The sequence below is a fragment of the Telluria beijingensis genome (assembly GCF_030770395.1).
In the GTDB taxonomy this organism is placed as follows: Bacteria; Pseudomonadota; Gammaproteobacteria; order Burkholderiales; family Burkholderiaceae_D; genus Telluria; species Telluria beijingensis.
On sequence record NZ_CP132480.1, the window covers coordinates 3,830,298 to 3,843,463 of the forward strand.

Genomic DNA, 13,166 nt, shown 5'->3' on the forward strand with positions numbered 1-13,166 from the left:
ACACGCGCCATTTCTCGGCATACAGATGAGTCATCTGGCCCAAACAAGCATAGCCATGTAGACTAACGGCCAAGCATTTTTCCACGGTAATCAGCTCTCCCATGCCCTTCAATATACCGATTCTCCTGACCTGGTTACGCGTTGCGCTCATACCCCTCGTTGTCGGATTGTTCTACCTGCCTGGCGACTGGATGACGCTCCCCGAGCGCAATATCGCCGCCACCGCCGTCTTCATCGTCGCCGCCGTCACCGACTGGTTCGACGGCTTCCTGGCCCGCCGCTGGAACGAAACCTCGGCCTTCGGCGCCTTCCTCGACCCGGTCGCCGACAAGCTGATGGTGGCCGGCGCGCTGCTGGTGCTGGTCCAGCTCGACCGGGTGGACGCCATCATTGCCGGCATCATCATCGGCCGTGAGATCACCATTTCGGCCCTGCGCGAATGGATGGCGCAAATCGGCGCCACGCGCTCGGTGGCGGTCAGCTCGCTGGGCAAGATCAAGACCGCGGCCCAGATGACGGCGATCCCGATGCTGCTGTTCCATGACCGCCTGTTCGGCATCGACATCCACTTCTGGGGCGAGTACCTGTTGTGGGTGGCGGGCGTGCTGACGGTGTGGTCGATGTTCTATTATTTGCGCCGCGCCTGGCCCCTGATCAAGGAGAAAGCGGGGGCGATTTAATTTGTTTCGTGGCATCCTTGACGTACAGAATAGAATCTCTATAATGCCTGCCTGTTGCGACAACAACGCAACAGAATGAAAGACGAAGCGGGAGTAGCTCAGTTGGTAGAGCGCAACCTTGCCAAGGTTGAGGTCGAGAGTTCGAGACTCTTCTCCCGCTCCAAAGATTGCAAAGTAGTAAAGCGATCTTGGAAAAACGTCAAAGTTCTGTCATAATCGTTGTTCTGTACGCGGGAGTAGCTCAGTTGGTAGAGCGCAACCTTGCCAAGGTTGAGGTCGAGAGTTCGAGACTCTTCTCCCGCTCCAAAGATTGCAAAGTAGTAAAGCGATCTTGGAAAAACGTCAAAGTTCTGTCATAATCGTTGTTCTGTACGCGGGAGTAGCTCAGTTGGTAGAGCGCAACCTTGCCAAGGTTGAGGTCGAGAGTTCGAGACTCTTCTCCCGCTCCAGTTTGTTTAACTGGGGCAGCAGATGGTAGTAAATTGTAAGACTCCATGCGGGAGTAGCTCAGTTGGTAGAGCGCAACCTTGCCAAGGTTGAGGTCGAGAGTTCGAGACTCTTCTCCCGCTCCAGGATTTACGCAGTCAAGCAGTAACACTCCTAAGCGGGAGTAGCTCAGTTGGTAGAGCGCAACCTTGCCAAGGTTGAGGTCGAGAGTTCGAGACTCTTCTCCCGCTCCAGGATTTACGCAGTCAAGCAGTAACACTCCTAAGCGGGAGTAGCTCAGTTGGTAGAGCGCAACCTTGCCAAGGTTGAGGTCGAGAGTTCGAGACTCTTCTCCCGCTCCAGGTTTTACGCAGTCAAGCAGTAACACTCCTAAGCGGGAGTAGCTCAGTTGGTAGAGCGCAACCTTGCCAAGGTTGAGGTCGAGAGTTCGAGACTCTTCTCCCGCTCCAGGTTTTACGCAGTCAAGCAGTAACTCTCCTAAGCGGGAGTAGCTCAGTGGGTAGAGCGCAACCTTGCCAAGGTTGAGGTCGAGAGTTCGAGACTCTTCTCCCGCTCCAGAATTCTTGGAAGAACTTCTTCCCTTGTTGATGTGGTTCATAACCGTTCACATCGATCAAGCGCACTATTTCCTCTGGCGAGGTAGCAAAGCGGTTATGCAGCGGCCTGCAAAGCCGTCTAGACGGGTTCGACTCCCGTCCTCGCCTCCAGCATATCTCATGTCCGTGATCGGGCATTGATCGAAATCAGAAATAAAAGTCGCCGGCTTGCGTCGGCGATTTGCTTTGCTACCTCAAAAGATACAGGGTTAAGGCTTGAGGACGTTTAGCAAGTTCGTCGCAATTCACCTTCCCATTTCTTTAATGAACGTGCTTTCGACGTCATCGGAGTCAAGATTTTTGAGGCAACGATGAATCAAGCAAGCGTACGGTAGCGGCGACGCCATCTACCTCCACCCACTGGCCGTCTTCCAGCCGGGCGAATACATCGCTGATGCCGACCACACACGGTTTGCCATACTCGCGTGCGACCAGCGCCCCGTGCTGGAGCACGCCGCCCACCTCGAGCACCACGGACGCCGCGTTCACGAACAGAGGCGTCCACCCTGGGGTCGGTTGTGAAGGCCACCAGGATGTCGCCGGGAGCGACTGCGTGGTCATATGGATTATCCAGGCGTTTGATCGGCCCACGGGCGATGCCCGGCGAGACCGGCATGCCGGCCAATTGGTCAAGAGTAATGTCCCGCTGCGGAGCGCGCAAGATTCGCCCACGTGAGTCGATCACGGCCGGGAAACTGCGCACCTGCCGCTTCAGCAAGTCAAGGAAGGCACTGTGCTCGTCCAGCTTCCGGCGCAGATCGTCGCGTTCAGCGCGCAGGCCGGCTTCCAGGTCGGCATAGCGCAACCCAAACACCTGCTCGGGGTGATCGAGAAGGCCGCGTGCCGCCAGGTCACGGCCGATCTCGGCTGATTATGGTGCTCGGCAGTTTTATTCGAGCGTTGTTTGCAGATAAAGAGCCGGTCAATGGCTGCCCGAGTCCGAATGCCTCCCGCACGGCATCGCGTGGGCCATAGAGAGGACCAGCAGGCTCCGACATACGAGACGAGGGTGCTGCCGCCTGACTTGTCGATCGTCTCCGAACGTACCATGAACAATGACGAGGCCGCTAGCGGAGAAATGAAGCATGGGCGCTAGATGCCGAACATTCAAAGGTACAGGGGAATGCCAAAATGCCTCAATCGCAGTCATCAGGAAAGTCAGACCCATGTTCGACAATGAACCCAAAACGACGACAGCGCGCCATGCCCGGCCACGCATGCAGGTCAACCCGCCCGTGTTCTTCATTTCCGCAGGCCTGATCCTGCTCTTCGTGATGCTCAGTGCGGTATTCCCCGAGCGTGCAGGAAGCACGTTCGATGCCGTGCAAACGAAAATCGTTCACGATTTCGGATGGTTTTATATCCTGGCCGTCGCCCTGTTCCTCATCTTTGTCATTTTCCTGATGCTGAGCCGGTATGGCGACGTCAAGCTCGGCCCGGACGACAGCGAGCCCGAATACAGCTATCTTTCCTGGTTCGCCATGCTGTTCAGCGCGGGCATGGGCATTGGCCTGCTGTTCTTCGGTGTCGCCGAGCCGATCCAGCATTACGCCCGGCCACCAGTGGGCGAGGGCAGCACGATCGCGTCGGCGCGCGAGGCGATGGTGCTGACCTTCTTCCACTGGGGTGTACATGCCTGGGCGATCTACATTGTGGTCGGGCTGGCGCTAGCCTATTTCGCGTTCCGGCGCGGTCTGCCACTTACCTTGCGATCGAGCCTGTTTCCCTTGATCGGCACGCGCATCCATGGCCCGATTGGCCACGCCATCGATATCTTTGCCGTGCTGGGAACCATGTTCGGCGTCGCGACTTCGCTGGGCTTTGGCGTGCTGCAGGTCAATGCCGGCTTCGCCCATCTGTTTGGCATGCCGGTCAGCACTACCGTGCAGGTCATACTGATCGCGGTGATCACCGGGATGGCGACATTGTCGGCCGGTACTGGACTCGACAAGGGAGTCAAGCGTCTTTCCGAACTCAACATCATCCTCGCGATTGCATTGCTGATTTTCGTCCTGTTTGCGGGATCGACCGTGTTCCTGCTCCAGGCTTATGTGCAGAATATCGGCGCCTACCTGGGAGAGGTTGTACAGCGCACTTTCCGCATGTACGCCTACGAGCCCAATGCCTGGCTCGGGGACTGGACCCTATTCTACTGGGGCTGGTGGATTTCCTGGTCGCCATTCGTCGGCATGTTCATCGCCCGCATCTCTCGCGGACGCACTATCCGGGAGTTCGTAACCGGCGTGCTGCTGGTGCCGGTGCTGTTCACCTGCCTGTGGATGACCGTGTTCGGCAACACGGCGATCGGAATCGACCTCAGCGGCACCGCCCCGATCGTACAGACCGTCGCCGACAATATGCCGGTGGCGTTGTTCGAAGTGCTGGAGCAGTTGCCGTTCTCGGTTATCGCATCCGGCATCGCAACCCTGCTGGTGATCACCTTCTTCGTAACGTCGGCCGATTCCGGTGCGCTCGTGATGGACATGATCACCTCCGGCGCGGCGCCGAATCCGCCGGTCTGGCAGCGCATCTTCTGGGCGGTCTGCGCCGGCATCGTCGCCGCCGTGCTGCTGCTGGCCGGCGGCTTACAGGCGCTCCAGACTGCGGCGCTCGCCAGCGCGCTTCCATTCGCCGTGGTGATGCTGTTTATCTGCTACGGCCTGTTGCGGGCGCTACAGACTGAGAAACAGGATGCGGCCCTGGATCTGTCGAGCGTCGCCGACCAGGCGCAGAGCGGCAATGATCTGAACTGGCAGCAGCGCCTGGCCAGCATTACCGGCTTCTACGATGAGAGCGAGATCATGTCGTTCATCAGCGGTACTGGGGGGCCGGCGCTGGAACAGGTCGCCACACAGTTCGGCGAATCCGGACTAACGCCGGAACTGGCGCAAGGCGAAGGTCGGATCGTGCTGAGTGTGCCCCATGGCGATCGTGGAGTGTTCCAGTACACGTTGCGTGCACGCAGTTTTCGATCACCCAGCTTCGCATGGGCGGAAAGCGGCGGCAGGGCGCCGGAGAACAGGCATTACCGGGCGATGGCACATAGTTCCGATGGGAATGAGCAGCACGACGTGACCGGATATACGAGCGAGCAGCTGATCAACGATCTTCTGAAGCACTATACGAGATTCCGTCATGCACGTCGACTTCCATGACTAGCCATCCCAAGGCCCGCGGCTGCACGCGCTGGTGCAGTGTGCCGAAGGCGTGGCATGGCGCCAACCCGAGCGCCATGCTGCGATGATCGTCTGATGAAGACACAGGTCGCGGACAGTTCGCGATCCTTTGCCGTGGTTAACCAGACGCGCGAGCTGCGGCGTCGGATGCGTACGCCGGCTGTTCCCAACCAGTTCTGAGTCGCAAGGCCGACCGGGAATTCGATGGGGGATGCATGACGCTGTTGACCTGCGACGACCATATCCTGGCGTGGTGGGAAAGTCGATAAAGTCCACCCTGCCCATGCGCGAGTCGATGCCGTAGCTGGCCGGCCGTGACAGCGAGCACGAGGAAGCCGCTCCAGCGCGAATGCGGCAGGACGCGCTGTTATGCAGTTGGCAGGGCAAGCGCACGACGGCGCCTTGCGCGTGTTGTTCGTGTTCATGCGCCCGGGTGGACGTCGATCTGCGTTCCGGTCGCACACCTTGCGAGTTTTCGCAACCAATTCGTGGAGCGGCATCGCTCGCTGCATAACCGCAGCAACACCGACTTGGTCGCAGCTACTTCTTGAATTTTTTGCCTCACAAGCGAACACCTCGATCTTGCGGGTAGGGCCAGACACGATGGGCAGGTCGCCGGGGAGTAGAGGGTTTTCGGCTAGGTGTACTGGCAATTTTTGTTGGCACGTTTGACGCCGACAATCGCGACGCCATAGCGGGATCGGATGTGTGAATCGGCCAGCGCGTGGTTGTAAGTCTCGGCGGGCGCCTTGATCTTGGCGATTCCAAAGTTGTCTTCGAATGCGATGAAGTTCACTTATCCCGATTTCAGTCCGTTTCACTTCAGTGTTCCTTATCTGGTATTCGGGTCCAGCCTGCCTGGTCAGGCATTGTTCGACCTGAAGATCGTGTCGTCCGGTGTACGTCCGCTGGTGGCGGAGCGCGCATTGACCGCGCTTCCTGACGGCGGGCTGGAGCTGACCAAAACGGCCGACATCGTGGTCGTGCCGGGCTGGCATGATCTGGGCATCCGTCCCGACGCTGAGCTGGTCGACGCAATGTTGAGTGCGCATGCGCGAGGGGCATATGTGGTGGGGCTGTGCTATGGGGCCTATGTGCTTGCCTATGCCGGCCTGCTCGACGACAGACGTGCGGCTACGCACTGGATGGCGGAGCAGGATTTCTCCCTGCGTTTCCCTCAAGTCAAACTCGACATGAATGCCCTGTACGTTGACGAATACAGACTGATCACCTCGGCCGGCACCGGCGCCGGGCTCGATTGCTGCCTGTATATTGTGCGCGCATTCCACGGGTCGGCGGTTGCCAACATGATCGCGCGCGCGATGGTGATTCCCCCGCACCGAGAGGGTGGACAGGCACAGTTCATCGAGCAGCCTGTGGCAGCATCGACCCACGACGCACAGATCAACAGACTGCTCGACTACCTGCGCGAACGTCTCGCTTGCCAGCACACGATCGACGACCTTGCGGCGCGTGCGTCGATGAGTCGCCGTACTTTCACGCGGCATTTCGGCAAGGCCACCGGCATGAGCCCCGTCGACTGGCTCGTCAACGAGCGTCTGCGTCGTACTCGTGACCTGCTCAAGACCACGACACTGCCGGTGGAAAAGATCGCCGCAATGGCCGGGTTCCAGACCCCGGTATCGCTGCGCCAGCACTTCAAGAACCGGTTCCGCGTCAGCCCCAGGGAATGGCGCCGTACTTTCAGCCAGATCGACGTTTAGGTCCGGCCAAGCGCACGCCAGACTTGTCCTGAATTGGACAGCGATTCAAACACAAATTTCTCTTTGCCGCCTTTCGCTGGCGATTTGCGTTCGTTGCGCGCGCATTACCCCCGCGCCGAGAGCGACCTCATTCGTTCCAACACTTCAAGCAATTGGCTGGGAGAAACCGGTAGCCCGGTCCCCAACATGGACAGCTCCCGTTCGCTGCAAGCACTGCGCAAGACCTCGATCGCGCTGGCCGCTTCCCTACCACTTGCATATCCTGTGCTCTGGAACTGGACGGAACCATCGTCATCGAGAAGCTTGAAGTAAAACCTGCCATCCACCTCGCGATATTGTTTGAACGCTGCGCGTGCAGTTTTGCGCGTGGGCGATGGGGCAGCCGCCTGGATGGCGGACAGGGAGCGCAGGCCAACGGCGTCGCGCAGGCGCGCGAGCATTGGCCTTGCGTATTCATCGCGCAGCTTCTCGGCATTCATACGTAGCAGTGCCTCGATATCTTGTGGTCGGGCGACCAGATCATGGTATCGATCGCGCAGTGGCGCCAACTCCTGGTCGATGCGTTCGAACAAGCGCTGTTTCGCATCAGCCCACCCAATGCCTTGCGCGTATGCTTCAGCGAATCCGGCAACTTGATCGGTGTCGGCGAACGCGCGATACAGTTCGAATAGCGCATTTCGTCCAATCTGTTTCGGTTCACCTGGAACGCGCGAATCGGTCCTGATTGCGTAGACGAGCTTTTTCAATTCGCTACTGGTAGCGAACAGGGGGATCGTGTTGTCGTAACTCTTGCTCATCTTGCGACCGTCGAGGCCTGGCAACGTGGCGACGTTGTCGTCGACAACGGCATGCGGTAACGTGAAGTGGCCGGCCCCATAGACGTGCTCGAAGCGTTGTGCGATGTCGCGCGCCATCTCGATGTGCTGCACCTGATCGCGCCCGACGGGCACCCTGTCGGCACCGAAAATCAGGATGTCGGCCGCCATCAGCACAGGGTAGGTGTAGAGACCGGCGCTGATCCCTGTATCGCCGTCGTCTCCCGCAGCCGCGTTCTTGTCCACGGCCGCCTTGTAGGCATGCGCGCGGTTCAACATGCCTTTTCCGGTTACGCAAGACAGCAGCCAGTTCAGTTCAGCAATCTCGGGGATGTCGCTCTGGCGATAGAACCATGCAGTGTTGGTGTCCAGGCCACAAGCAAGCCATGTCGCGGCAATGGACAAGGTGGAGCGCTGAACCCGCAACGGATCGCTGGTGTTGATCAGACTGTGCAGGTCGGCCAGAAAGAAAAAGTTCTGCGCGCCTGTAGCGCGGCTGGCCGCCAGGGCTGGCCGGATCGCGCCGACATAGTTCCCGATGTGAGGCGTACCGGATGGCTTGATGCCGGTCAGGATGCGTTGGATGCCGGGGGCAAGCGGCGAGGAGACGTGCTGGTCGGAATGATCGGACATGGTCAGTTAACGTGAAAGCAGGAGAGGCCGCAGCGAAATCAGCATGGCGGCAGGTTGAAGACTTGAGTTTTACGGTGTTTTCTGATTATATATCCGTCCAGACGGATTTAAAAAGGAAATCATGGGCAGGAAGCAGACAATCGATCGCGATGCCTTGCTCGACGCGGCAGACCGCGTCATGCAGCGCGAAGGCACTGCCGGGCTGACGATCGACCGGATCGCAGCCGAAGCAGGCGTCAGCAAAGGGGGCGTCCTGTATGCGTTCGCCACCAAGGACGCTGTCATCGATGCGATGTTCGAACGCGGCATCGCCTTGTACGAGACCCGGGCCTGCCTGGCGCGCGAGCGCCTTGCAGGAACGCCGGGCGAGCGGGCACGCGTGCACATCGACGCGACCAAAGGCGAGACGCTGGCAGACGCCGCGCGCGCGATGGCATTATTGGCGGGGATGGGACGGGCAGAAAACAGCAGGCACCAGATGCATGCGGTGTATCGCCGCATCTTCGGCGATTTGCCCGCCACGTCGCAGAACGAACGAGCGGCGCGCGTGGCGATGTTCGCTGCCGAGGGCATGTTCATGCTGCGCGGCTTCGGACTGCTCGACATTCCCGATGCTACCTGGACCGATATGTTCGAGGATATCGAGGCGTTGGTGAATCAGGACGACGCTGCGTGACGGCAGACAATGGTATCGACGATCAGCAGCCGCAACCGGCCGCTATGACCGGTTTGCAGCGTGCACGGAATGCTTGACGAAGCTTCGTGTTGCACTGCAAAATAGCCGACTATGATGATGCCAACCCTCCAGATCGTGTTCGACGCCGCGCCTGACAGTGCTGCCGAATCCGCACGGTTTGTGCGGCAAGGCTTATGGGCTGTATCGTATCCAGGATCCGGCCTGCCTCGCGGCTACTTCTGCTCAGTTACTCCTCCCTGATCCCCCTTCCGGCAATCGCCGCTGACATCCTGCGACGTCAGCCGATTCCTCTTGCGCCTCGATCCGCCATCCAGCTTCCGGCTGTCATGGTGCATCTTCCTTGTTTCGCAATCGGCCCGCGTGGCCGGAAGGTATCTGCATGTCTCTTAAAAAAGTACGCCAGGAATGGCTTTCCAATGTCCCCAATGATCTGCTCGCCGGCCTGGTCGTCGCGCTTGCGTTGATTCCCGAAGCGATCGCATTTTCCATCATCGCCGGTGTCGATCCCAAGGTCGGGTTGTACGCCTCGTTCAGTATCGCTGTCATGACCGCCATTGCCGGAGGCCGCCCCGGCATGATTTCCGCCGCTACCGGCGCGATGGCGCTGGTCATGGTTACCCTGGTCAAGGAACATGGCCTTCAATACCTGCTAGCCGCGACCGTCCTGACCGGGCTGCTGCAGATCTGCGCCGGCTGGATGCGCCTCGGCGTGCTGATGCGCTTCGTGTCCCGCTCGGTGATTACCGGTTTCGTCAACGCCCTGGCGATCCTGATCTTCATGGCCCAGCTTCCTGAATTGACTGGCGTGACCTGGCACGTGTACGCCATGACCGCTGCCGGCCTGGCCATCATCTACCTGTTACCCTACCTGACCAGGGCCATTCCGTCACCACTGGTGGCGATCGTGGTGCTCACTGGCGTCGCGATGTTCCTCGGCCTCGATATCCGCACGGTCGGCGACATGGGAACGCTGCCCGATAGCCTGCCGCTGTTCCTGCTGCCCGACGTCCCGCTCAATCTCGAGACGCTGGCGATCATTTTCCCCGTGTCGGCGACGCTGGCGGTCGTTGGACTGCTCGAGTCGTTGATGACGGCGTCGATCGTGGATGACCTGACCGACACCCCGAGCGACAAGTACCGCGAATGCGTCGGCCAGGGCCTGGCCAACGTTGCCACTGGTTTCCTGGGCGGCATGGCTGGCTGTGCGATGATCGGCCAATCGGTGATCAATGTGAAGTCCGGCGGGCGCGCACGCCTGTCGACCCTGGCGGCTGGCGTGTTCCTGCTGCTGATGGTGGTGTTTCTGGGCGATTGGGTGGCGCGCATTCCGATGGCGGCGCTGGTCGCCGTCATGATCATGGTGTCGATCGGCACGTTCAGCTGGGCTTCGCTGCGCAACCTGCGCACGCATCCGGGGAGTTCGAGCGTGGTCATGCTGGCCACCGTCGTCGTGGTGGTGGCGACCCACGACCTGGCCAAAGGCGTGCTGGTCGGCGTCATGCTGTCCGGCGTCTTCTTTGCGCACAAGGTTGGGCGACTATTGTGGGTGCGGTCGACGTCCTGCGATGAAGGCCGCGGCCGTCACTACCACGTGCATGGACAAGTGTTCTTCGCGTCCGCCGAGCGTCTCGCAGGTTCGTTCGACTACAAGGAGGCGATCGAGAAGGTGCGTATCGATGTCAGTCACGCCCACTTCTGGGACATCACTGCGGTCAGCGCCCTCGACAAGGTGGTGATCAAGTTCCGTCGCGAAGGAGCGGAAGTGGAAGTGATCGGATTAAATGAAGCAAGTGCGACGCTGGTCGACAAATTCAGCGTGCACGACAAGGAAGGCGCCGCAGACATGCTTGCCGCACACTGAGAGGACGATGGCCATGAACAACGATAGACACATCCTCGCCTGCATCGGTCGTTCGATCCGGGCCGAGCACGTCTCCGACCATGCCGTTTGGGCATCGCGGCGACTCGCGTGGCCGCTGGCGTTCCTACGCACGATCGAGCAGCATGCCGACGCAGAACCCGCGGAAGATCGCAGCGGTGCGATCGGTCTTGATGCGCAGGCTCACCCCCTGTTGAGACAAACCGCCGACGACGAACGATCCACGCGGCGGCTGCGCGCGTTTCGTGTTTCAACCTTGCCGATGCGATAGGAAGTACGATGACCCTGCTTCATACCATTGTCCACCCCGGCGTTGCCGTCGGCACCAGAATCATGGAACGGCATGCGGTGCGGGCGGTGATCGTGCGGGACGGTCGCCTGCTGCTATTGCACACGCGGCGCTATGATGACTACAGTTTTCCCGGCGGCGGTCTCGACCTGGGAGAAGACGCAATCGATGGCCTGCGCCGTGAGCTGATGGAAGAAACCGGCGCGCGGACGATCACTGTGCATGGCTGCCTGGGCTACCTCGACGAGCATCGGCCATCGCGCGACGCGAACTACGACGTGCTGTTCATGCGATCTCATTTCTACGTGTGCAGTGTGGAAGGCGAACTGGAAGCTGCCGTGCCCGAAGATTACGAACTGGCCAACGGCATGGTGCCTGTATGGATCGCGCTCGAACAAGCCCTCGTCCACAACCGCGGCGTGCTGCGGAAAAGGCCGGCCAGCATGGGGATCTCGATCGAGCGCGAGACGTGGATGCTGCAATATGTGTCGAGCAAGCTGGCGGAACTCGAGCAGACGGTGCCACACGTCGGCAACCCATGCCCTACAGCGCTTACAAGCGTTTCACATCTCCGTCGCCGATGATGTCAGCGGCCTGTGCAAGCTCTTGTCCCACCTGGTCTGGCGCTTTCGGTGCCAGTCGCAGGATCGTGCATGCAATCACGGCCGATAAGAGCGACCCCAGCAGAATGCCGATTTTTGCCTGCTCGACAATGTCGGGATATCCGGGGAATGCGAGGCCGCTGATGAACAGGCTCATCGTGAAGCCGATACCGCACAGCATCGATACCGCGTAGATCTGCAGCCAGGTCGTGCCACGGGGTTTTGTCGCCATGCCTGCTTTTACCGCCAGGAAAACGCCGCCAAAGACACCCAGTTGCTTGCCCAGGAACAGTCCTGCTGCGATGCCAAGCGGCAGCGGCGCCAGCACGTCCGAGGGCGACAGCCCGGAAAACGACACGCCCGCATTGGCAAAGCCGAAGACGGGGACGATCAGGAAGCCGACCCACGGCGCCAGCGCGTGTTCGAGCCGGTGTAGCGGGGACGCGGGCGCATCGGGGCGGCCAGGGGAGGTAATCGCAGGAATCATGAATGCGCCAACGACGCCGGCAATCGTCGCATGCACGCCTGACAGCAAGGTGGCATACCAGAGCAGGCCCAGGCCCAGGAGATAGGGCCACAGCTTCATGATGCGCAGTTTGTTGAGGGCGAACAGCCCGATGAGAATCGCTGCGGCGGCGGCAAGCGCGCCAATATTGATTGAGGATGTATAGAAAACAGCGATGATCGCCACAGCGCCCATGTCGTCGATAATGGCGACCGACACCAGCAACAGCTTCAAGGATAGCGGGGCGTGCCGTCCGAGCAGCGCCAGTGCGCCCATCGCGAACGCAATGTCAGTGGCGGCCGGGATGGCCCACCCATTCAATAACACCGGCTGCCCGGCAGTCAGGAATGCATAGATCGCAGCTGGAAATGCCATGCCCATGAGTGCCGGCAGGGCGGGCAGGCGCCGCTGCTCCCATGACGAAAGCCGGCCATCGACCAGTTCGCGTTTTATCTCGAGACCGACCAGCAGGAAGAAGATCGCCATCAGGCCGTCGTTGATCCACAGGTGCGGCGTCATCGGACCGAGCTTCTCGCTCAGTACCGGTCCTGCCTGCAGGTGCAGAAGATGATGATAGGCGTTTGACAGGGGACTGTTTGCGACCAGCAGCGCGGCGGCTGCGGCAACCATGAGCAAGATACCGCCAGCAGATTCGCTGGCGAGAAAGCGCTGCAGTGCCGTTGGCTGGGTGCGCGCGAGCGGCGGGGAAGTACTCATCTCGAAATCTCCTCGGACAGGTGGCTGTCCGCACTGCGCCAGCCATCATTCCAGATCAAATGCGGCAACGCTGAAGGATATCGAATAGGCGCGGACATGCACGGGCACGGCCAGCACGGACAAGCAAGGTGGGGGAAATGTTTGGCGCGTTCCAGTCGTGGTGCTGGAACAAAGAACATCAAGTCGATTGAACACGCTGCGCGCATCGGATACCTCACAGAAAACGATAGGGTCGTTCTCCGTATTCGAGGTGAATCCTCGGGCGCACGCAGCACACGCCATGTGTTTGATTTTACCGGAAGCGAGCTTTTGGTTCAATCGTACACTGGACCGGACTGACCTTGAATCGCCCCGGCTTTTGTAGAGATCGGTTTGCGTGAGTCAGGCCGGGATAGCCTGACTGCTC

At 60.0% G+C, this 13,166-nt stretch carries 12 protein-coding genes and 9 tRNA genes; 17 read left to right on the forward strand and 4 right to left on the reverse strand.

Going from position 1 to position 13,166, the window contains the following annotated elements; genetic code table 11:
- The first annotated feature begins 101 nt into the window (after window positions 1–101).
- The 10 genes from pgsA (at window position 102) to Q9246_RS17045 (ending at window position 1,834) form a co-directional block, all read left to right on the forward strand.
- Window positions 102–680: a CDP-diacylglycerol--glycerol-3-phosphate 3-phosphatidyltransferase gene (pgsA, locus tag Q9246_RS17000; RefSeq protein ID WP_306391835.1), complete on the forward strand. Its 579-nt coding sequence runs from the start codon at window positions 102–104 to the stop codon at window positions 678–680.
- Between the two features lie 87 nt (window positions 681–767).
- Window positions 768–843 (forward strand) — tRNA-Gly (locus Q9246_RS17005).
- Window positions 844–910: 67 nt separating this feature from the next.
- Window positions 911–986 (forward strand) — tRNA-Gly (locus Q9246_RS17010).
- Window positions 987–1,053: 67 nt separating this feature from the next.
- A tRNA-Gly gene (locus Q9246_RS17015) sits at window positions 1,054–1,129 on the forward strand.
- 47 nt (window positions 1,130–1,176) lie between these two features.
- Window positions 1,177–1,252 (forward strand) — tRNA-Gly (locus Q9246_RS17020).
- Between the two features lie 32 nt (window positions 1,253–1,284).
- Window positions 1,285–1,360: transfer RNA gene (locus Q9246_RS17025), tRNA-Gly, on the forward strand.
- A 32-nt stretch (window positions 1,361–1,392) separates the two neighbouring features.
- Window positions 1,393–1,468: transfer RNA gene (locus Q9246_RS17030), tRNA-Gly, on the forward strand.
- Window positions 1,469–1,500: 32 nt separating this feature from the next.
- Window positions 1,501–1,576: transfer RNA gene (locus Q9246_RS17035), tRNA-Gly, on the forward strand.
- A 32-nt stretch (window positions 1,577–1,608) separates the two neighbouring features.
- A tRNA-Gly gene (locus Q9246_RS17040) sits at window positions 1,609–1,684 on the forward strand.
- 76 nt (window positions 1,685–1,760) lie between these two features.
- Window positions 1,761–1,834: transfer RNA gene (locus tag Q9246_RS17045), tRNA-Cys, on the forward strand.
- Between the two features lie 180 nt (window positions 1,835–2,014).
- Here the strand turns inward: Q9246_RS17045 and Q9246_RS17050 are convergent.
- Complete coding sequence (locus Q9246_RS17050) at window positions 2,015–2,284, reverse strand: PEP-utilizing enzyme (protein WP_306391836.1); 270 nt, start codon at window positions 2,282–2,284, stop codon at window positions 2,015–2,017.
- A 172-nt stretch (window positions 2,285–2,456) separates the two neighbouring features.
- Between Q9246_RS17050 and Q9246_RS17055 the strand changes: the two genes are divergently transcribed.
- Window positions 2,457–2,594, forward strand: coding sequence for a hypothetical protein (locus Q9246_RS17055; RefSeq protein WP_306391838.1), 138 nt, complete (start codon window positions 2,457–2,459; stop codon window positions 2,592–2,594).
- Window positions 2,595–2,889: 295 nt separating this feature from the next.
- Window positions 2,890–4,878 (forward strand): BCCT family transporter, encoded by a 1,989-nt coding sequence (locus Q9246_RS17060; protein WP_306391840.1) that lies wholly within the window; start codon window positions 2,890–2,892, stop codon window positions 4,876–4,878.
- A 658-nt stretch (window positions 4,879–5,536) separates the two neighbouring features.
- On the opposite strand, the gene Q9246_RS17065 is transcribed toward Q9246_RS17060, so the two are convergent.
- Window positions 5,537–5,695, reverse strand: a complete 159-nt coding sequence (locus Q9246_RS17065; protein WP_306391842.1) for a TrkA C-terminal domain-containing protein — start codon at window positions 5,693–5,695, stop codon at window positions 5,537–5,539.
- On the opposite strand from Q9246_RS17065, the gene Q9246_RS17070 reads away from it, so the two are divergent.
- Window positions 5,685–6,623, forward strand: a complete 939-nt coding sequence (locus tag Q9246_RS17070) for a GlxA family transcriptional regulator (protein WP_306391844.1) — start codon at window positions 5,685–5,687, stop codon at window positions 6,621–6,623. The two genes, Q9246_RS17065 and Q9246_RS17070, sit on opposite strands and share 11 nt — an antisense overlap.
- A gap of 104 nt (window positions 6,624–6,727) precedes the next feature.
- Here the strand turns inward: Q9246_RS17070 and Q9246_RS17075 are convergent, their stop codons facing one another.
- Entirely contained in the window at window positions 6,728–8,071 is a 1,344-nt protein-coding gene (locus Q9246_RS17075) for a tryptophan--tRNA ligase (protein WP_306391845.1), read from the reverse strand.
- Window positions 8,072–8,192: 121 nt separating this feature from the next.
- On the opposite strand from Q9246_RS17075, the gene Q9246_RS17080 reads away from it, so the two are divergent.
- The 4 genes from Q9246_RS17080 to Q9246_RS17095 all read left to right on the forward strand — a co-directional run bounded on the left by Q9246_RS17080 (window position 8,193) and on the right by Q9246_RS17095 (window position 11,520).
- Window positions 8,193–8,747, forward strand: coding sequence for a TetR/AcrR family transcriptional regulator (locus Q9246_RS17080; RefSeq protein WP_306391846.1), 555 nt, complete (start codon window positions 8,193–8,195; stop codon window positions 8,745–8,747).
- Between the two features lie 400 nt (window positions 8,748–9,147).
- The gene (locus Q9246_RS17085) at window positions 9,148–10,629 is read left to right on the forward strand and encodes a SulP family inorganic anion transporter (protein WP_306398211.1); all 1,482 of its coding nucleotides are present in this window, start codon (window positions 9,148–9,150) and stop codon (window positions 10,627–10,629) included.
- Between the two features lie 7 nt (window positions 10,630–10,636).
- Window positions 10,637–10,918 (forward strand): hypothetical protein, encoded by a 282-nt coding sequence (locus tag Q9246_RS17090; protein WP_306391847.1) that lies wholly within the window; start codon window positions 10,637–10,639, stop codon window positions 10,916–10,918.
- An 8-nt stretch (window positions 10,919–10,926) separates the two neighbouring features.
- Entirely contained in the window at window positions 10,927–11,520 is a 594-nt protein-coding gene (locus Q9246_RS17095) for an NUDIX hydrolase (protein ID WP_306391848.1), read from the forward strand.
- On the opposite strand, the gene nhaA is transcribed toward Q9246_RS17095, so the two are convergent.
- Window positions 11,489–12,760 (reverse strand): Na+/H+ antiporter NhaA, encoded by a 1,272-nt coding sequence (nhaA, locus tag Q9246_RS17100; protein ID WP_306391849.1) that lies wholly within the window; start codon window positions 12,758–12,760, stop codon window positions 11,489–11,491. The two genes, Q9246_RS17095 and nhaA, sit on opposite strands and share 32 nt — an antisense overlap.
- Window positions 12,761–13,166 lie beyond the last annotated feature (406 nt).

Bases quoted from the DNA above. Each gene is read 5' to 3' on its own strand.
- pgsA (WP_306391835.1), top strand. From the start codon at position 102: ATGCCCTTCAATATACCGATTCTCCTGACCTGGTTACGCGTTGCGCTC.
- Q9246_RS17050 (WP_306391836.1), bottom strand. From the start codon at position 2,284: ATGACCACGCAGTCGCTCCCGGCGACATCCTGGTGGCCTTCACAACCG.
- Q9246_RS17060 (WP_306391840.1), top strand. From the start codon at position 2,890: ATGTTCGACAATGAACCCAAAACGACGACAGCGCGCCATGCCCGGCCA.
- Q9246_RS17070 (WP_306391844.1), top strand. From the start codon at position 5,685: ATGAAGTTCACTTATCCCGATTTCAGTCCGTTTCACTTCAGTGTTCCT.
- Q9246_RS17075 (WP_306391845.1), bottom strand. From the start codon at position 8,071: ATGTCCGATCATTCCGACCAGCACGTCTCCTCGCCGCTTGCCCCCGGC.
- Q9246_RS17080 (WP_306391846.1), top strand. From the start codon at position 8,193: ATGGGCAGGAAGCAGACAATCGATCGCGATGCCTTGCTCGACGCGGCA.
- Q9246_RS17085 (WP_306398211.1), top strand. From the start codon at position 9,148: ATGTCTCTTAAAAAAGTACGCCAGGAATGGCTTTCCAATGTCCCCAAT.
- Q9246_RS17090 (WP_306391847.1), top strand. From the start codon at position 10,637: ATGGCCATGAACAACGATAGACACATCCTCGCCTGCATCGGTCGTTCG.
- Q9246_RS17095 (WP_306391848.1), top strand. From the start codon at position 10,927: ATGACCCTGCTTCATACCATTGTCCACCCCGGCGTTGCCGTCGGCACC.
- nhaA (WP_306391849.1), bottom strand. From the start codon at position 12,760: ATGAGTACTTCCCCGCCGCTCGCGCGCACCCAGCCAACGGCACTGCAG.